Raw genomic sequence first — 18,622 nt, 5'->3', positions numbered from 1 at the left:
AGCAGGTTTATATTGGTTAACACCTACAGCTATCACGCTCAACCAGTGAAAACCCAAGCACAAGTTTAGTTACCGCCTTTGTTTTGTTGTTACACAGGCCCATTAATAGTTCCGCAGCCTCGTGACCCGCGCTATCGAAGGCGTAAGAAAATGCTGTCAGCGAGGGAGTTATAATTTCAGCCTTCTCATCATTACCAACGCTCACTAACTGAACATCTTTACCAGGTGTTAGCCCAGCGGCAACCAGAGCCTGTATCGCCCCAATTGCCAAATCATCGGTGGCGCAGAAGATTCCGTCTGGTGTTACACCTCGGTCTAACAATGCCTGAACCTGCTGATTACCAGATAAAACGGAGAAATCACCATTACTGCGAAACTGTGGCTCTTTACCGGTTAGGTTCAGTGTTTCTGTAGCAAACCCCTGATAACGCAGTGTATCTACTGCAATATCGTCTGCTCGTGCTCCAATAAAGCCAACCTGACTGCAACCGGCCTTATTCAGTAACCTGGCAGCGGCTTCTCCGACACCAAGGTCATCATGTAATACACAGGGAATACCATAAGAAGAGGTATCCTGCCCCACCACAACCACAGGCACTTTAGAGGTATGAATAGCGAGAATCAGTTTTTCATCAACATGAGTCGCAAAGATGATAATGCCGGCTACCCGTTTCTGATTGAACAGGCCAATGAATTCCAGTTCCTTCCCATGTTCCTGACGGCTGTTGGCCAGCAACACCTGTTTTCCATCGGCCTCGGCGATCTTGGAAATCTCCTCGACACCTGCTGATATTGCGTGCGAGCTGATTCTGGGAACGATCACACCCACAAGATTTGTTGTTTGTGATTTGAGATCCTTAGCAACCTGGTTAACGACATAACCGGATTCCTCGATGGCAGAAAACACCTTATCTCGAGTGTTCTGCTTTACGCCGGCCTCATTGTTGATTACACGGGAAACCGTAGATTTTGATACTCCCGCAATACGTGCGACGTCATAAAGGCTTGGCATGCTTCCATCTAACCTGTTGAAAAAGAAAAAGTAAAAACTAAAACCCGAGCTTAAGAAAGCGATATTTTAAGCGCAAAGCGCTTTAAAAAAACACTAAACCGCAGCTCAAATGGCAACCAGCTGCGCATATCGACCTCTCTTTCGATGCTACCCACCTCTAACCAGCTCTGTAACACCCCATGCACATACTGGGAACGATCCCTTATAATCACAAGGGCACATATGTGACATAAATCAGTATTTATAACGATATATCACTGACCAATGGCTAATTAATATACTTTTTTGCGCTGCCAGCGTTGACTGGCCCGCAATCATAATGATTAAATTCGCCAAATAACGGGAACGTTCCCATTTATAAAAATAACCCGTATCGCTAGCCAGCGAATGAAATTAAAAACAACAACTAGAGAGATGAAAGCTCTCCTTCTGACACAAAAGAGAAAACGTTATGAACGATGAACTAATTGCAGCCCATCTGGTTGACGCCGTCGGTGGTGTTGGCAATATCGAAACCATGGCCCACTGTGCAACCCGCCTTCGATTCGTATTAAAAGACGAATCCCTTGCAAATAAAGCCAAGGTAGAAGAATTAGACGCGGTCGATGGCTGCTTTAGCCACCAGGGTCAATTTCAGATCATTTTGGGCACTGGCGTTGTAAACCGCATCCACGGCGCTATCGCAAGCAAGTATGGCTCGCAGCTGACAGAATCCAGCAATGAAGAGCTCAAAAAAGCCGCCATGGCTAACATGAACCCTATTCAGAGATTAGCGCGGCTGCTGTCCAATATTTTCGTACCTATTATCCCGGCTATCGTTGCCTCTGGCTTATTAATGGGCTTGCTGGGCATGGTAAAAACCTACAACTGGCTGGCTGCTGACTCCGCGGCTATTACGCTGCTGGATATGTTCTCTAATACAGCCTTTGTGTTCCTGCCTATATTAATTGCATACAGCGCGGCCAGAGAGTTTAAAACCAGCCCGGTTCTGGCCATTGTTGTCGCCGGAATCATGATCCACCCGGCATTGCAAAACGCTTGGACGATGGGCGGCGGTGTTCAAAACACCATCGATCTGTTCGGCTTCAATATTGCGATGATTGGCTATCAGGGCACTGTACTTCCTGTACTTCTGGTCATATGGGCTATGAGTTATGTTGAACGCGGAATTCGCAAGGTCACTCCCGATTGGGCAGACCTGCTCGTTACGCCGCTGCTGACCGTTCTGATTACCGGTTTGATTGCACTGTTGCTGCTTGGCCCAGCCGGCCGCATTTTGGGCGACGGCCTTTCTTTCGGGCTTCAGGCGTTGTATGACAAAGCTGGCCCGCTGGCTGGTTTGGTTTTCGGAGGCCTTTATTCCACCATTGTTATCTCTGGTGTTCACCATAGCTTCCACGCTATTGAAGCTGGCCTTCTGGCAAATGCCGATATTGCGATCAACTTCCTGCTGCCTATCTGGGCTGTTGCAAATGTCTCTCAGGGCGGTGCGGCAATGGGCGTGTTCCTGCGCACCCGCGATGAAAAGCTTAAGGCTCTTGCACTGCCGGCCTCTCTAACCTGCATGCTGGGCATAACAGAACCGGCCATCTTTGGTGTCAACCTGCGTCTGGTTCGCCCGTTCATTGGTGCTGCCATTGGTGGTGCAGTATCTGGCTGCTTCATTGTGCTGATGAAGGTTGGCTTTACCGGCATCGGGCTGACAGGCATACCCGCACTGGCCATCGCCGGCAGTTCACTGCTGCCTTATATTATCGGCATGATTCTCGCGTTTGTGGCCTCCTGCCTGGTCACCATCCTTATCACCCCTGTGGCAGCAATGCGCATTGGCGGTGCTGACGACTAAAACACGCAATAACACGCAAACCCGGCGGGCACTATCAAATCAAACTGTGCCCGCCCGACATACAGAGATTCAAAGATGTTTAAACCAGACGATAATCGCTATCTCTGGGATTTCTGGTTGTACAGAGAAGGTACAAACGAGTACCTGTTCTATTTGACAGCGCCAGAATCCTGCACTCCTCGTTCGCGCCACAGAAGCTCGGCTATCGCTATGGCAAAGCGAACCACCGGTGGTGAATGGCAAGACCAGGGCATCATTCTGCAAAGGAATTCAGACCCCAAAGCCTGGGATTCTGTATCACTGTGGACCGGCTACACCCTGAAACACGATGGCATCTATTACCTTTTCTACACAGCGCGTTGCCAAAGTGACGTAGCTGAAGATGGCTATATTGGACACACACAGAGAATCGGTGTGGCCACATCTACGGATTTGGTGAACTGGACCAAGCACCCAGCCAACCCAATCCTTAGCTGCCCCGGTGCTCCTTATGAAACTCAGCAAGAGGCTTTTAATAAGCATCTGGGCTGGCGCGACCCCTGTATTGTTGCAGACGAAAAAGGTGGTTTTTACGCCTTCTTCACCTGCCGTGCCCAACAGGGTGACCCGCTGAAACGCGGAGCTATTGGCCGAGCCTATTCACAGGATTTGATTAACTGGAAGGTATTGCCGCCTGCTGCTGATCCGCGGCGGTATACAGATATGGAAGTACCGGATGTCATTCAGCACAAGGGCTGTTGGTACATGCTGTTTGCTGTCAAAGAAACTTGGCACCATCCGAGCGGCTCTCATCATGACACACCAGTTACGGGCGTTCGCTATCTGGTGTCAGACAGCCTGGAAGGTGAGTTCGTGTTACCCGCTCATGACTCAGCCCTGCTGACGTCTGACGATGCACTTTATACAGCCCGATTCTGGCGCGATGAAAATGGGCAGCTAACTCTCTGGAGTTGGCGGGCCGGAGCCGATGAAGGTACGCAATACGCTGAAAATGCCGCCGCCTATACGCTCGCACACCCAATGAAAATTGAAACAGGCGAGAACAATCAGCTATTAGTTGTAAAGTAACAGAATCTGGAGAATACAATGTCTGATACACGCTCCCCACTGATGCAAATGATCGACTGGCTTTTACGCCGCAACGCAGAACACCCAAATACAGGCGCGAATGAAAATGCAGCGCCAGTGGCGACGGTGGCCAGCCAGCCTTCTGCACCTGAAGAAATTACAGTGCCGTCCGGCAGCAGCCAATTCGAAGCACCCTTGAGCGGCAAAATAATTCCATTAGAAGCGGTGCCTGATCCAGCCTTTGCGCAGCGTGTCGTCGGCGATGGTATTGCCATAGAACCCACCAACTCAGTGCTTACCTCCCCCTGCGAAGCCACTGTTATATCTGTAGAGGCAACCGGTCACGCTATCAATTTGCGCAATAAGGAGGGAGCAGACCTGCTCATCCATATTGGCATCGATACTGTTGCCATGAAGGGCAAAGGGTTTCAGGTTCTGGTCAAAGCAGGTCAGCGAGTAGGCGCCGGTGAACCACTGATCTCGTTCGATCTGGCACTGATTAAAGCTGAGGCAACCAGCTCAATCACCCTGATTCTGCTAACGAACAAAAAGCAACTGCAATCTATTGAGTCAGTTCAGGGTGAGGTAGTTGCCAACGACGGAGTGGTAATGACCGCCCACTGGAAGGCTGTAACCAAAGCTAAAGACGCCGGGCACGAAAGCTACGGCCCGATGGTTACCACTCAGGTTCAAATCCCTAACCCGCAGGGCTGGCATGCACGACCAGCCTCGCAACTGGTTGCGCTAGCAGGTGAATATCAGGCCAGAATCAGCGTGACTAAAGAGGGCCAGAAAGCCAGCGCCGAAAGCATTGTTCAACTGATGGCGCTAAACACTCATTGCGGCGACAAGGTAGAGATTCAGGCCCAGGGCGAGCAGGCTGAAGAAGCCATTGAAGCGATATCCCAGGCGATCCGTGATGGTCTTGGCGATAACATACAGGCAGCAACAGACACTGCAAGCCAGGTTAATTGGGAGCAGGAACCCCCACTAATTAACACCTCAGCAGCGGAGGGCAACGTTTGGAAAGGCGTTAAAGCCTCACCAGGACTGGGCTGGGGTAATGCCCGGATACTCACAGATGCCATCGAGCCTGATGCTTCAACGGTCAGTAATATTGAACAGGAACAAGCCAAATTCAAAGAGGCTATTTCGCAGGCCATAAGCGGACTGCAACAGTTAGCCGAAAGCTCTGCTGAATCTGCTGAAATATTCACCGCGCAGATAGGCTTTTTGAAAGACAAAGAGCTGGAATCTCAGTGCCTTCAATCTATTAGCAGCGGTGTGAACGCTGAGCAGGCAATCTTTGAAGCCCTGGAAAGCCAGATTAAAACCCTGCTCAACCTGGACAACTCCCTGCTGGCCGGACGAGCTGCCGACCTTCGGGATGTGCGGTTACGAGTCTTACGTGTGCTGCGTGGCCAGCCTCAGGATCTTGCTTCACTTCCGGCCGGCAGCGTTGTCGTGGTCGATGAGCTGATCCCTTCGGTAGCCGCCAGCCTTGATGCCGGTCGCATACAAGCTGTTGTAGCCTGCCATGGCGGCGCCTTTTCACATGGCGCCATCATCGCGCGCGCCAAGGGTATCCCCGCCGTGTTTGCCCTGGGTGAGCGTATCCACAGCATCGAAGAAGGCACCATGCTGCTGGTACAGGCCGATAGCGCAAGCGTTGAGCTCGAACCAGATGATCAAAAGCTCGCGCAACTGAAGCAGGAACAGCAGCGCAGAGCAGATAATCGCGATATCGCATCCAGACAGGCGCATGACGCTGCGATCACCCTGGACGGCATAGAGATTGAGGTTGCCGCTAATATCGCCAATGATGCTGAAGCATCTCAGGCAGTCAACTTGGGCACCGACGGTGTCGGCCTGCTTCGTTCAGAATTTTTATTCCTGGACCGCCCAACACCTCCAGATGAAGAAGAACAGTACCAGACATACCGGGCTATTCTCGGTGCTCTGGACGGCCGACCACTTATTGTGCGCACACTGGATGTTGGTGGCGACAAGCCTCTGCCCTACCTGCCACTCCCTGCAGAGGAAAACCCCTTCCTGGGCGAGCGCGGCATTCGGGTAGGCATTTGCAAGCCAGCAATATTGCGACAACAACTCAGGGCCCTTCTACGTGCCAGTGTTCATGGTCCAATGAAGATCATGCTGCCAATGATTACCACTGTTCAGGAATTCCGGGTAGTAAAAGCCTTTGCTAAAACCATAGCTGAAGAACTGAGTATCCCGCTCTGCCCGCTGGGAATTATGATAGAAGTGCCCTCCGCAGCGCTGCAGGCAGATACGTTCGCCAGAGAGGTTGATTTCTTCTCAATTGGCTCGAACGATCTGGCGCAATATGTAACAGCCGTCGACCGCGGTCATGCCGGGTTAGACTACCTGGCCGACCCGCTTAACCCGGGTCTGTTGCGCCTGATGAGTATGGCCGCAACAGCCGCCCAAGAAAAAGGCGTCTGGGTAGGCCTGTGTGGTGGCTTAGCCGGTGATCTCGACGCCACCCCGCTTCTGGTGGGTATGGGGTTGAGTGAGCTATCTGTATCTGCCCCAGTCATTGCCGAAGTTAAGCAACGGATACGACAACTGGACAGTCGCGCCTGCCAGACGCTATTACAACAATGCCTGAATTCAGCAACCTCTGATGAAGTTAGAGAGCTGCTGACATCCTTCACCGGCAACAGCAAGTAAGTCGGTTTCACGAGCAGAAACAACGCAAAAATACTAACCCAAACAAAAGGTGCGCTTTATTATTCAGCGCACCATTTTTTGTAAGACACCCGCCGACCACCAGACGCTTCTGAAAACCAATACTGTCACTGCCGTCGCTGCTATTAAATTGACTACGCCCATCTGGATCTTAGGCCAGCAACACTTGCCCCGCCTATGAACTTTACTTCAAGACTTACAGATCAGCTGTTAACCCTGTACAACAGCAGATAGCACCTGCTCAACAACCATTCGTTGGCGCTCACCCAGTAAGCGAGCACGCTCCACCACCAGCTGGGCATCTATCCCCTGCCAAATGGAAAAGTCATAATCACTGCGTCGCTTCTGCGGGCCAAGATAAAGATAGCCATCAACAGCATCACGAACTGTAATTGCCACTGCGCGACCGTCTTGGCGCATTGCAGGAACTATTTCACTCAAAGGCAAATCCCCAAGCGCCGATTGCCGACAATCGATCAGCACTGGCAACTGCTGCTGGGACAAGTGCGCGGGCGCCTGCATTTGCATATGCGGCCAAATTGAAAAAAAACACTCGGCATGTGCGCTCTGCATCAAAGCACCAAAGCTAGACGGCATGCCATCAGGTGTTTGCTTTAAAATATGCCAGGCACCGCACAGCACAATGCACGACTGGTTTTCTGCCTGCAGGCCGTGTACGGCTTCAAATAAGGATTGGTCGCGCTGCGCGCAAAGCATGCGGTATTGCTGAACCGTGCGAATCTCGCACCAGCTAAATTCTGGCTCTGCCAACAACACACGGATAGACGGCTGCCCAGAGGCCGTTCTTTTCCGGTTTTTTTTACGCAGCCGCTTAAAAAACTGCAGATAGCATGGTGCGAACCAGGCAGGAAAGACCAGGCTATCGAGCAGCAGTTGTTGCAGCCGACCGGCTTCATTATCTGCCTTTCCACACAGGTAATCATTCAGCCAGGCCTGATGCGAACGTGCGCCCATTTCCAGAACCAGGGTATGGCAAACTGCAAGCACAGCATCCGATAAAACCAAATCCGTAATTTGTTCAAAAATATCGCCGTACCAGTGCGCATCACCAAGCGCAACAGCTTTGCCTGCGCTCAATTGAGTAATCAACGCATCGGTTGGGTTTTGGCTAGCCAGTGTCTGGGTCATCATAGAATCAGTATTAGCGCAGTGCTCATTAGTCTGCTTGCGTGTGCAATATTACACCCACCCAAATGCAAGCAATTATCATTTACGCCACTTTAACATAATTCCATATCGTTGCAGCCACTAGAGATAAGGCTTTAGCGAACTATCTTTCCACGCAGTTGCATCATCATGCCCATCTCTTCTGGCTCACCACTGAGTACTTCGAGTACTTTGACTTTACTGACCTTCCGTCTGTTGACTCTGGCTTTCCGTATGATCGGTTTAAAGGCTGATAGCAGGCAGCTACTCTGTGTTAGAAACCTGTTTTGAAATTCTCAGTATGGCTTTGTTTTTATTAACTGCATGATCCGGCGCACGCCCTTTAGAAAGTACGGAAATAATTTGTTCCAGCGCCGTTTTCTTACTTTCCAGTGTGGATTCGTTCGATAAATAGCCAACGTGTGGTGTTACGATGACATTGTCCAGATGAAGCAGCTCGCTGTCGTAGTTATTTTCATCATTCATCACATCCAACCCGGCTGCAGCTATTTTTTTCGACTTCAGGCTTTTAATTAGCGCTTCTTCGTCTACCAGAGCACCACGAGCAGTATTGATAAAAATTGCGCCCTCTTTCATTAATGAGAAAAGCCGGTCATTCATCATATGCCTTGTGTCTTCGTTTAACGGTGTATGCAATGACACTATGTCAGACTGACTCAGCAACGCCTCAAGTGAATCACACTGAGTTATGCCAAACAGTTTGGATTCCGACTCTTTTTTTGTTCGGCTATAAAATACGACATCTATTCCAAAACCCTGCAGCATGGGCACTAACTCGCGAGCAATAGAGCCAAAGGAAACAATGCCGCAAGTTTTACCCCGCAAGCGTTCCAGCCCGGTTACTGCGGATGGCACCCCCAACCCACTCTTTACAGCTTGGTGGTAAAAACTAATCTGCCGGTTCAAATTAAGAAGCAGCGCCATCACATGGCTGGCCACCTCATAGGCACAGAAGCCAGGGGTATTAGTCACATAGATACCTTCGGCATCCGCGGCCTCTATGTCGATTTCATCATAGCCGATACTCTGTAAGGCAATTAGCTTTAGTTGCGGTAGGTTCTTTAGTATCTCTGCGGTTACCCGGGTGTATTCCAGCGTCAGTGAGTCGGCATCTTTCACATCTTTAAGCATATCCTGGCCGGATACCTGCACCAGTTCCAAATCATCGATCTTCCATTGGCGCAGCAGTTGTCGCTCATACGCCAAATCACCCGGCATGTTGTAATAAACAACTTTCTTTTTCTGCATAACACCAACACGGTTGTCACAGTTCATTGTGAAGGCTCCACGCTCATCCAATGCCGAAGATTTGCTAACATTGAACAGCAGCTTTTAAGCTGCTCCAAAGAGACAAACTCATCAGCCTTATGGCCCTGGTCCATACTGCCCGGACCACAAACTATGGTTGCGACGCCTGCCTTATCGAACAGTCCGCCTTCGGTACCAAATGAAACAGTACCGAGATCACTGCAACCAGACCATTGCGCAACCCATTGTGCTAAATCAGATTGTGGCTCGGTCAGCAGCGGCGGGTATTCCGCCAACAATTCGAACTCAATGTCAGCATCCTCATTTACCGCTTGCATAGCTGGCTTCAGCGAATACTCTGCATAATTTTTTAACGAACCCAAGATCGGTTGAGCATTGACATGGGGCAGGTATCTTAGCTCTATATCGAACTGACAGAGGTTGGGCACGATATTCAATGCGGTTCCTCCAGATATCACACCGGTATGCAATGTACTGTAGGGAGGGTCAAAGCGGCTATCGCTATCCGCTTTCAATTGGTCGGAAAGATCAGACAGTTTATTAACCAGTTTGGCAGCATACTCAATAGCATTCACACCTTCCGGTGCGTAGGCTGAATGACAGGCATGACCATGAACATGGCAACGCATTGCGGTCTTACCCTTATGCCCATAAACCGGCTGCATGTTCGTTGGCTCACCCACAATACACATCGCTGGCTTTTTATCAGACGAGCCTAAATGTTCAATCAGCGAGCGCACTCCAAGGCAGCCAACCTCTTCGTCATAGGAAAATGCAAGATACAGAGGCATGCGCAAGTTTGCCTGCTGGAAACTGGGGACAGACTCCAGCACACAAGCTAAGAAACCTTTCATATCTGCACTGCCCCGGCCATAACACCTGCCATCGCTCTCCGTTAACTGGAAGGGAGGCACACGCCATGCCTGACCATCAACCGGTACAACATCTGTATGGCCGGACAATAAAACACCACCGTCAACCTCCGGCCCCAGCCGGGCATACAGATTGGCCTTAGAGCCCTCATCATTGAAAATCAGGGTCGCTTCAATACCCAAATCGCTCAGGTAACCCTGGATAAATTCAATCAAGGCCAGGTTGGAATGTCGGCTGACAGTATCGAATGCCAACAACTGACCGAGAATCTTCTTCAGCGGTGGTGAAAAATCGTCCAGGCACTCACTCATTACCGGGAACTCCATAACTTGGGGCCTGGCTAGGGTCGAGCGCTCGGGTCACGTAGTCCTGCATCTGAGGTTCGTAGGCCCGCCATAGCTTTGTTAATTCAGCAACAGGATCGTCATCTTTCCAATCAACCCGCAAATCAACAAGCGGCCACTCCTGCGCATGCACTACTTTTAAGGCCGCCGAATGAACCGGGCCGGCTTCACCACCGCGCTTAACACCCTCATCAAGCGCCGCAATCAGCCGGCTACTGAGCTGACCGGATGACGCCTCAAAAGCGGAAACCATCGAGGAAATAACAGACGAATCTGACAGCATGTTACCCGCCGCGATGCACGATTGGCCTTTGGCGGTATTGTGAATACCTAATGTCTCCTCACCGCTGAAACAGGCACTCTCACCGAGTGCATTAATGACGGCCACCTGCCGGTAAGCGCTGAATTGATCGCTCGCCAACGCTGTTGCCAGCGCCTGTTCAAGACCTAACCCCTGCTCCAGATTAGCCAGGACTTTAGGGCCTAACGCCGGCAGCGTAATGTTCTGGCTGGAAACGGCACCAACACCGGCTTTCAACCAAGGGCAGCGGGCACCCACCGCAATACTGGACGAGCTAATAGCAATGCCTATCTGGCCAGTTTGCGGGCAATAAGCAGCAATAGAAATTGTCATGATGAGGCCTCCTTAATTGTCTTCCGGGATGACGGCAATAACATCTATTTCCATCAACCACTCCGGCTGTGCCAGCCCGGCTACCACCAGGCCTGTGGAGATGGGGTAAACCCCTTTTAACCAGCGCCCAACTTCGCGGTACACCGGTTCACGAAATCGCGGATCGGTAATATAGGTTGTGGTCTTCACGATATGAGACAGATCACTTCCTGCCTCTTCCAGCAATTGTTTAACATTTTTCATCGCCTGTTCAGCCTGCTCGGCCGGGTTACCCAAGCCAACTAAGTTACCCTCAAAATCGGTACCTACCTGCCCGCGCACATAAACAGTATTACCGGCGACGACGGCTTGGCACAGGTCGTTATCCAACGATTGATTCGGGTAGGTTTCTTTCGTGTTAAACATTCTGATACGAGTATGAGTTGGCATAAAGGGTCTCCACTTATCAGTTACGGTATTGCTGGTACTGGCGCTGAATCACAATCTGGTCGGCGATGAATTTAGCATCGTGCCAAACACCCCAAATAAAACTGGAACCCCGACGAGACAGCCAGGGCAAACCAAGAAAATAAACCCCCGGATAGTTTGCAACACCCCGATGATGCACCGGCCGATTCTGCTCATTGAACGCCTCAACCTTGAGCCAGCTGTAATCCGTAGAATACCCTGTCGCCCAAATAATGGCTGAAACACCCGCCTGCCGCAGATTAAGTTGGTAGGTTGGATTGAGCATGCAATCCGGGTCTGGCAGCAGTGTTCGTGCGTCCGGCTCTTCCGGCAAATCCAGCCCGTTCTGCTCAACATAGGCATCGGCTCTGTCTAATAACGACAGGTAGTTTTCATCGCCCAATCGAATGTTATCCGCAAGGTCATGATCAAAGATCACGCAGTCATTCGCGAAGGCCTGGGTTCGCCCAACCAGTCGAATACCTTCAGCTGCCAGTTGACGAAAATCGATGGTCTTGCCCCCATTGGCACCACTGACCGCAATCGTCACATGCTCTTTTCCGGGTTCACTGGCGGAGGCTTCCCACAACCCCAAAACACCCAACCACCAAACGAAGTCGCGGCCCCGGTAGCGACGCGGCGGTCGATCGTGCGGGCCTACCGATAAGTAAACTGTTTTTCCTGATTGCCGTAATTCTTCGGCAATCTGCACACCAGAAGAGCCAGCACCGACCACCAACACAGCGCCCTCTGGCAACTGCTGCGGGTTACGGTAGTCTGCAGAGTGAATTTGGCACAGCTCTTCGTCTGTTGGCGCGATAGATGGGATCACCGGCGTCTGAAAAGGGCCTGTTGCTGAAACAATTCGCTCAACCTGATAAGTTCCTGCGGTTGTTTCTACCGTAAAGCCACTGCTGTTTTTGTTTTTAACGGCACTTAAAACTTCAACCCCGGTCTTTACCGGCAGATCGAATTTTTTAACATACTCATTAAAATAATCTGCCACCTGCTCTTTGGGCACAAAACTTTCCGGGCTTGTGTTGGAAAACTCCAATCCTGGAAACCGGTCATGCCATGCCGGGCCATTCGCCACTAGGGAATCCCACCGGCAACTGCGCCAGGCTTCTGCGATTCTGTTTTTTTCCAGAACAAGGTGAGGTACATCCTGGCGGCTTAGATGCTCGCTCATTGCGATACCAGCCTGACCTGCACCAATTACCAGGGTATCGAGTTCTTTATAATCTGGCTTCATCATCTACATGGGCCCTCATAAGAGAAATTTAATTGATCTGAATCATTAAAAATCAGCTTATGGCAGCCCATTAGTTCAGTAAATTATTTTTATTTTACGACCTAGATAGGAAAAATATCCTCGGAAAAATCGCTAGCTCAATCCGGGAATTCACACTCATTCAACTTTAAATCCAGTTGGATTAAACACCTAAACCACCAGAGAGGCAGTAATCCATAAAGAGTTGAGCCGGCTTTGTAGGCTCATTGGTTTTAAGATACGCCATGATCAAATTAGAACTTTCCATCTCATCTTCTATATCGACATAAACGACTCTCTGGCCATCGTAGGTCATGTCGGTACATGGTCGAGTGACCAAAACAGAGATGCCCTGCCCTCGCCCAACCATACAGCGAACCATTTCAATTGATGGCGATGCGTAGGCGATTTCCGGGTGCAAACCTTTTTCTGAAAAAATGTTTAAGAAATAGTTTTTACTCGGAATCACATCCAACAGGATAAGCGGTTCACGACTGAGTTCGTCCAGTGTGACTGACGATTTGCCGGCTAAAGGGTGATTTTCCGGTAACAATGCATAGGGCTTACTGGGCGCATGCAGATGCACCTTCTGCACAGAATTATCCAACTCCAGGTCGTATAGAAATGCCAGATCAAATTCCCCTCTGTGCAAACCAACCATCACCTCGTGCTGTTCGCCATCGTGCAGCTGTATCACGATATTCGGGTACTTCTTCTTAAAATCCGCGATCAGTTTGGGAATATAAACCGGTGCTACCGATTCAAAGCAACCCACAGATATCGTGCCGCTGATCGCTTCACTGTCTGCAAGCGTGTTTTGTTCAAACTCATGTGAAAGCCGCAGCAGTTCTCTGGCTTTGTTAAAAAAACGTCGGCCACTTGGGGTCAGCGAAATGCCTTGGGCATGGTGGCGGATCAACAGCTGTTGATCAAAAGAGTCCTCCAGGTTTTTGATAGCAATGGAGATTGACGGCTGCGCGATATGAAGCTTTCTTGATGCCTCTGCGATGCTCTCGGTTTCGACTGTCGTGACAAAATAATGCAGTTGCTTAAGAGTGAAATACCTCATGACTTTCCTCGTAGAAAAAATATGGCCAGACAGGGCCCTAAGATAGCTTTTCTATTTGCAACCGATATGCCAGCCTAGATCATCAATTCATACCACCCCCTAAGCTATTGATTTCATTATTCTTTTTAGAAATCAACCAACACAGCCTGCAACGACGACACTCTCCTTCTAGCCAGGTGATTCGTTTCAGGGCACCGGCGCACCGTAACTACATCAGTTTGGCTTTGGGCTGGATGTTCACATGCGGATGACAGAAATTACCGGCCTTTTTTGCGGTGGCCTGCGCCAGATTAACGATGGCTAGCCAAGATGTTGCTAATCATCATCGGGTGGTAGCAAGCCATGTTGAACAACGGTGAAAGTAGCAGAGAGGCAAGCCAGATTTTATCTAGTTAGTTTTTTTTAAACCAGAAGAGAAGAAAAAAATAATTGCCAGACTAAATAAACTCCCGCCATAGTGATTACCAGATTTTAGTATCTGAAAACCTGATTCAGAGCAGGATTCAATCAACTTTTTACACTTTGAGGTTGTTATTTATGATGTTTGATTGGGAATACCTTTTTAGTTTGTTCAGTCTATCAGAGTTTTGGTGGGCAAGCTGGACGGTCATTAAACTTAGTATCGCCAGCTGGGTACTCAGCAACATCGTCGGATTTATACTTGCACTCGCTCAAAGTTCTAAATTTACCGTCTTTAGTCTACCTGCGAAGGCTTATATCTGGCTTTTCCGCAGCCTGCCACTGCTGGTCTTACTGATTTTTGTTTATAACATGCCTCAATTGATTCCCGCCACCGGCGCAGTTCTGTCCAACCCTTTTGCGGCTGGCCTTATTGCCATGGTGATATGTGAAAGCGCCTATATCGCGGAAATCCATCGCGGTGGATTGCTGTCTGTTCCTAAAGGCCAAACAGAGGCAGCCCATGCGCTGGGCATTCGGTTTATCGGCGTGCAACAGCTGGTCATTATTCCTCAGGCGGTACGCATTGCCCTGCCCGCCTTAACAAATGAATTTATTTCCATAGTGAAACTGACATCTCTGGTCTCAGTGATTTCCTTAACCGAAGTTCTCCTGGTTGGCCAAAGGTTATATACCCAAAACTTCCTGGTTCTCGAAACCATGGCTGCGGTTGCCATTTACTACATAATGATTGTCACCGTTTTCGATTTTCTGCTTAAGCGCCTGGAAAACCATCTGGACGTAACGAAAGTTAAACAAACAAAACAACTCTCGGATGCATTCGCTGAACAAGTCAGACAAGCTCCAATACCTAAATTCACGCCAATTGCCGAGTCTGAGCTTCCGGCACTGCAAGCCACCAAGCTACACAAAGCCTTCAACAATGTAGAGGTTCTCGGCTCTGTAGACCTGAGCATTCAACCGGGCGAGGTTGTATCGATTATTGGTCCGTCAGGCTCCGGTAAGACAACACTCATTCGATTGCTGAACGGTTTAGAGCAGCTCGATAATGGCGAAATCTGCCTGAACGGAAAGTCCTTCCTGAAACTACTAAAGTATGGCGCAGACAAAGGACGACTGGTTCGAAACCAGGAACATCAAACTAAAATTGGCATGGTTTTCCAGGGCTTCAACCTCTTCCCTCACCTTACTGTGCTGGACAATCTATTACTGGCCCCGCGTTACCACAAGATGGGGACAAAAGCCGAACTCAGCATGCAGGCGTATCAGCTGCTTAATAAAGTGGGCATGCTCGAGCACGCATGGAAATACCCTCACCAGCTTTCCGGCGGTCAACAGCAACGTGTTGCCATTGCCCGCGCACTGATGATGAAGCCTGAAATCATGCTGTTCGACGAGCCTACGTCTGCACTGGACCCGGAAAAAGTTCATGAAGTGCTCACCGTAATTGAAGGCCTGGCCCGTGAAGGTGTGACCATGGTTGTTGTCACCCATGAAATGAACTTTGCATTCAAGGTATCTGATCGAATCGTCTTTATGGAAAAAGGCCGCGTTGTATGTGACGACAGCCCTGATCAGCTAAAAGTTCGTGACAATCCGCGAGTTGATGCCTTCCTGAAAAATGTATCGTTGGCTTAAAGCACCAGCATAAAAGAATAGGAGTAGATATCCATGTTAGAGCAATGGCAGATAGACCAGTACCATGAACAGGGTTTTCTAGTTGTTGAAAATGTATTCACCCCATCCGAAATTAAATCGCTGCAGGAAGCGTTCAATCGTTGGGTCGAAGACAGCCGAACACAAGAAGTTGCCTGGGGAGAAACCATAGACGGCCGCCCCCGATTTGATGTCGATAAAGACCACAGTGCAGAACGGCCCTCGTTGCGGCGCGTGGCATCCCCCACGGAAATATCCGACGTATTCAAACACACGGCTTTGTCATCCAGGCTGGCACATTATTCCGGACAGCTCATTGGCGGTTCTGGCGCACGGCTACACCACAGCAAGGTGAATTCTAAATTACCGTACACCTCTACTCAGGTGAAATGGCATCAGGATTTTCCATTCACGCCACACAGCAATGACGACCTGATCACCAGCTTGCTGATGGTTAGCGACGTTACTGCTGAAAACGGTCCGCTGCAGGTGATACCCGGCAGCCACAAAGGTGAACTTTTCAGCCACTGGGATGATGACAACTTTACCGGGCAGGTAAGCCCCGAGGTTCAGGAAAAATACTGCCAGCAGCCGACGTCCTGCTTCGGACCGGCAGGGTCTGTATGTTTTATGCACACCCGCCTGCTGCATGCATCCAGCCCGAATAATACACAAATGCCAAGAACACTCTTCATTGCTGTTTACGCAGCAGAAGATGCACTGCCCTACGGCGAAAACCCTCTACCAAGCAAGCACGAAGGCGCCCTTGTCTGGGGTGAAAGCAGTGGTGAAATTCGATCGACAGAGAACAAATTGAGGCTACCTAAAAAACCCAAAGGGGCTTCATTTTTTGTACAACAGGAAGGCCAAGACCAGCACAACATGTGATAACACCAGAGAGAGGAATAACCATGAACACACTTAAACGAAACACCCGTATTGCAGCAACTGGCATCGCCGGCATAACGCTCGCATTGACGGCCTCGATGGCTATGGCATTCAAAGAACCGGGGAAAATTATCGCCGGATCAGATATGACCTACCCCCCGTTTGAATTTATAGAAAACAACAAGCCGGCGGGGTTTGATATTGAGTTTTTAGCAGGTGTCGCCAAGGTTATGGGCATGAAGGCCGAGAACATCGATACACGTTGGGCCAACCTGATCCCCGGGTTACGCGGTGGCCGATTTGATATCCTGAACTCCTCTATGTACATCACTGAAGAGCGGGTTAAGGTGATCGATATGATCCCCTATCTGAAGAGTGGTCAGTCAATCGTCGCCTTAAGCGGCTCCAAATTTAAACCAAAAACCTTTGAAGACCTGTGCGGCCACAAAGTAGGCTCTATGGCTGGCACTGTATTTCTAAGCAAGGTTCAGCAAATATCTGCAGAGCATTGTGAAGCAAAAGGCCTCGACCCGATTGCCATTAGTGAATATCCGACCGACCCGGAAACCACTCAGGCAGTACTTTCCCGGGCTGTAGAGGTACAGGTGACTGATGGCTCCGTGGCAGCAGGCATTGTTGAAAAGCTGGGTGGCCGTATTGAAATCACCTCTGAAGAACTGCTCTTTCCCGTCCTGAACGGAATGGCTGTTCGAAAAGGTAACGATGAAGTCAAAGATGCCTTAATAGAAGGTATCGAAAAATTCAGTAAAACCGCTGAGTATCAGGCACTGTTGAAAAAATATAACTTCCAGGCACCTACACCGGAAGACATTGAAAAGCTGATGCCAAAGCCTTAAATATTGAGGTGCGCAAGGGGTCGTTCTTGCGCACTGTTACCCGGAGTCAATTATGTCTTTATCGACAGAAGAACAAACACGAATAGACTTAGCTGCAGCGTTTAGGGTCGTCGCCCATCTAGGCATGCATGAAGCCGTTGCAAACCATTTCAGTGCAGCCATCTCCGATGATGGCAAAGACTTCCTCATCAACCCCAAGTGGATGCATTTTTCGCGCATCCGTGCGAGTGATCTATTGCTGCTTAATGCCGATGATACATCAAGCGCTGAACGCCCGGATGTCGATGCGACAGCCTGGTCTATCCATGGTCAACTGCACCAAAAACTGCCGCATGTTCGCGTGGCGATGCACCTGCACCCGGTCTACACCACAGCAGTTTCAACTATGAAAAACCCCAAAATCCTGCCGATTGACCAGAATACCGCCCGTTACTTCAACCGAGTATCTATCGATACTATGTTTGGCGGCATGGCAGATACCGTTGAAGAAGGCGCCCGCCTGTGCAACCTGCTGGAAAGCAACAGCAGACTACTTATGGGCAACCATGGCGTAATGGTTACCGGCACCGACATTGGGATTGCTTTTGATGACATCTGGACACTGGAACGGGCCTGTCAAATTCTGACGGTCGCCCTATCAACCGGACAACCGCTAAACGTTTTATCGGATGAGGTCGCAGAAAAAACCGCTCGTGACTGGGAAAAAATCACTGATTTTTCACGACAGCACTTCGAAGAAATGAAAGCTTTAATCATCCAACAGGATCCTTCTGTACTGGATTAAAGAGCAATCTAACTCTAAGCCAGGGCCAGGCGTCACCGGCACTGGCTGCTTCCTGTTGGATGTTTAGCCTTATCAGAATAAGGTTTCGCCGATGCAGCATAAAGCGATTGGAAAATAGTCAGGAATTGCTGCACCGTACAGCCCATCTCCGCGATGAAGCCATGGACTCTTTAAGGCAATAAAACGATACTGTTAGACGTCAATTACTTTGTCCGGTCCGCGACAACTATGATGGCCGGTTAGGTGTCGTTACTTCTATGACCTTTGATTCGTTTTAACTGTTGC

15 protein-coding genes are annotated in these 18,622 nt (G+C 49.8%); 7 read left to right on the top strand and 8 right to left on the bottom strand.

The features are described 5' to 3' along the window. Window positions 1-16: 16 nt before the first annotated feature. Window positions 17-1,012: a LacI family DNA-binding transcriptional regulator gene (locus BCF53_RS04290; RefSeq protein ID WP_132700276.1), complete on the bottom strand. Its 996-nt coding sequence runs from the start codon at window positions 1,010-1,012 to the stop codon at window positions 17-19. 451 nt (window positions 1,013-1,463) lie between these two features. Between BCF53_RS04290 and BCF53_RS04285 the strand changes: the two genes are divergently transcribed. From BCF53_RS04285 to ptsP, 3 genes are all read left to right on the top strand, one after another. Further along, window positions 1,464-2,858 carry a sucrose-specific PTS transporter subunit IIBC gene (locus tag BCF53_RS04285; protein WP_132700274.1) on the top strand — a complete coding sequence of 465 codons (1,395 nt, stop codon included), beginning with the start codon at window positions 1,464-1,466 and terminating at the stop codon, window positions 2,856-2,858. Between the two features lie 210 nt (window positions 2,859-3,068). Further along, a complete protein-coding gene (locus BCF53_RS04280) occupies window positions 3,069-3,926 on the top strand; it encodes a glycoside hydrolase family protein (RefSeq protein ID WP_165901805.1) in 858 nt (285 codons plus the stop codon). Between the two features lie 18 nt (window positions 3,927-3,944). Next, the gene (ptsP, locus tag BCF53_RS04275; protein WP_132700270.1) at window positions 3,945-6,620 is read left to right on the top strand and encodes a phosphoenolpyruvate--protein phosphotransferase; all 2,676 of its coding nucleotides are present in this window, start codon (window positions 3,945-3,947) and stop codon (window positions 6,618-6,620) included. A gap of 228 nt (window positions 6,621-6,848) precedes the next feature. Here ptsP and BCF53_RS04270 read toward each other — a convergent pair whose 3' ends face one another. The 7 genes from BCF53_RS04270 to BCF53_RS04240 form a co-directional block, all read right to left on the bottom strand. Next, the gene (locus BCF53_RS04270) at window positions 6,849-7,787 is read right to left on the bottom strand and encodes a hypothetical protein (RefSeq protein WP_132700268.1); all 939 of its coding nucleotides are present in this window, start codon (window positions 7,785-7,787) and stop codon (window positions 6,849-6,851) included. Window positions 7,788-8,069: 282 nt separating this feature from the next. Beyond that, on the bottom strand, window positions 8,070-9,101 hold the full coding sequence (locus BCF53_RS04265) for a C-terminal binding protein (RefSeq protein WP_132700266.1): 1,032 nt from the start codon (window positions 9,099-9,101) through the stop codon (window positions 8,070-8,072). Further along, the gene (gene argE / locus BCF53_RS04260) at window positions 9,098-10,279 is read right to left on the bottom strand and encodes an acetylornithine deacetylase (RefSeq protein WP_132700264.1); all 1,182 of its coding nucleotides are present in this window, start codon (window positions 10,277-10,279) and stop codon (window positions 9,098-9,100) included. The genes BCF53_RS04265 and argE overlap by 4 nt, the downstream gene beginning before the upstream one ends. Then, window positions 10,272-10,946 carry a DUF1028 domain-containing protein gene (locus tag BCF53_RS04255; RefSeq protein ID WP_132700262.1) on the bottom strand — a complete coding sequence of 225 codons (675 nt, stop codon included), beginning with the start codon at window positions 10,944-10,946 and terminating at the stop codon, window positions 10,272-10,274. The genes argE and BCF53_RS04255 overlap by 8 nt, the downstream gene beginning before the upstream one ends. Window positions 10,947-10,958: 12 nt before the next feature. Then, a complete protein-coding gene (locus BCF53_RS04250) occupies window positions 10,959-11,375 on the bottom strand; it encodes a RidA family protein (RefSeq protein ID WP_132700260.1) in 417 nt (138 codons plus the stop codon). 16 nt (window positions 11,376-11,391) lie between these two features. After that, window positions 11,392-12,648 (bottom strand): flavin-containing monooxygenase, encoded by a 1,257-nt coding sequence (locus BCF53_RS04245; protein WP_243645765.1) that lies wholly within the window; start codon window positions 12,646-12,648, stop codon window positions 11,392-11,394. Between the two features lie 178 nt (window positions 12,649-12,826). Beyond that, window positions 12,827-13,732 (bottom strand): LysR family transcriptional regulator, encoded by a 906-nt coding sequence (locus tag BCF53_RS04240; RefSeq protein ID WP_132700258.1) that lies wholly within the window; start codon window positions 13,730-13,732, stop codon window positions 12,827-12,829. A gap of 537 nt (window positions 13,733-14,269) precedes the next feature. Here BCF53_RS04240 and BCF53_RS04235 point away from each other — a divergent pair. The 4 genes from BCF53_RS04235 to BCF53_RS04220 are packed head-to-tail and all read left to right on the top strand — an operon-like array spanning window position 14,270 to window position 18,337. Continuing rightward, window positions 14,270-15,790 (top strand): amino acid ABC transporter permease/ATP-binding protein, encoded by a 1,521-nt coding sequence (locus BCF53_RS04235; RefSeq protein ID WP_132700256.1) that lies wholly within the window; start codon window positions 14,270-14,272, stop codon window positions 15,788-15,790. Between the two features lie 33 nt (window positions 15,791-15,823). After that, window positions 15,824-16,696 (top strand): phytanoyl-CoA dioxygenase family protein, encoded by an 873-nt coding sequence (locus BCF53_RS04230; RefSeq protein ID WP_132700254.1) that lies wholly within the window; start codon window positions 15,824-15,826, stop codon window positions 16,694-16,696. Window positions 16,697-16,719: 23 nt separating this feature from the next. Then, window positions 16,720-17,553 (top strand): ABC transporter substrate-binding protein, encoded by an 834-nt coding sequence (locus tag BCF53_RS04225; protein WP_132700252.1) that lies wholly within the window; start codon window positions 16,720-16,722, stop codon window positions 17,551-17,553. A 52-nt stretch (window positions 17,554-17,605) separates the two neighbouring features. Continuing rightward, complete coding sequence (locus tag BCF53_RS04220; RefSeq protein ID WP_132700250.1) at window positions 17,606-18,337, top strand: class II aldolase and adducin N-terminal domain-containing protein; 732 nt, start codon at window positions 17,606-17,608, stop codon at window positions 18,335-18,337. The last annotated feature ends 285 nt before the right edge of the window (window positions 18,338-18,622 follow it).

It is taken from the genome of Reinekea marinisedimentorum, from assembly GCF_004341165.1.
GTDB lineage: Bacteria > Pseudomonadota > Gammaproteobacteria > Pseudomonadales > Natronospirillaceae > Reinekea > Reinekea marinisedimentorum.
Note: the sequence above shows the minus strand (reverse complement) of the source record. Positions and strands in the feature narration are given on the sequence as shown.

Coding starts and splice junctions, on each gene's coding strand:
- BCF53_RS04225 (WP_132700252.1), top strand. CDS start 16,720: ATGAACACACTTAAACGAAACACCCGTATTGCAGCAACTGGCATCGCC.
- BCF53_RS04285 (WP_132700274.1), top strand. CDS start 1,464: ATGAACGATGAACTAATTGCAGCCCATCTGGTTGACGCCGTCGGTGGT.
- BCF53_RS04280 (WP_165901805.1), top strand. CDS start 3,069: ATGGCAAAGCGAACCACCGGTGGTGAATGGCAAGACCAGGGCATCATT.
- ptsP (WP_132700270.1), top strand. CDS start 3,945: ATGTCTGATACACGCTCCCCACTGATGCAAATGATCGACTGGCTTTTA.
- BCF53_RS04230 (WP_132700254.1), top strand. CDS start 15,824: ATGTTAGAGCAATGGCAGATAGACCAGTACCATGAACAGGGTTTTCTA.
- BCF53_RS04235 (WP_132700256.1), top strand. CDS start 14,270: ATGATGTTTGATTGGGAATACCTTTTTAGTTTGTTCAGTCTATCAGAG.
- BCF53_RS04265 (WP_132700266.1), bottom strand. CDS start 9,101: ATGAACTGTGACAACCGTGTTGGTGTTATGCAGAAAAAGAAAGTTGTT.
- BCF53_RS04250 (WP_132700260.1), bottom strand. CDS start 11,375: ATGCCAACTCATACTCGTATCAGAATGTTTAACACGAAAGAAACCTAC.
- argE (WP_132700264.1), bottom strand. CDS start 10,279: ATGAGTGAGTGCCTGGACGATTTTTCACCACCGCTGAAGAAGATTCTC.
- BCF53_RS04240 (WP_132700258.1), bottom strand. CDS start 13,732: ATGAGGTATTTCACTCTTAAGCAACTGCATTATTTTGTCACGACAGTC.
- BCF53_RS04220 (WP_132700250.1), top strand. CDS start 17,606: ATGTCTTTATCGACAGAAGAACAAACACGAATAGACTTAGCTGCAGCG.
- BCF53_RS04290 (WP_132700276.1), bottom strand. CDS start 1,012: ATGCCAAGCCTTTATGACGTCGCACGTATTGCGGGAGTATCAAAATCT.
- BCF53_RS04270 (WP_132700268.1), bottom strand. CDS start 7,787: ATGACCCAGACACTGGCTAGCCAAAACCCAACCGATGCGTTGATTACT.
- BCF53_RS04245 (WP_243645765.1), bottom strand. CDS start 12,648: ATGATGAAGCCAGATTATAAAGAACTCGATACCCTGGTAATTGGTGCA.
- BCF53_RS04255 (WP_132700262.1), bottom strand. CDS start 10,946: ATGACAATTTCTATTGCTGCTTATTGCCCGCAAACTGGCCAGATAGGC.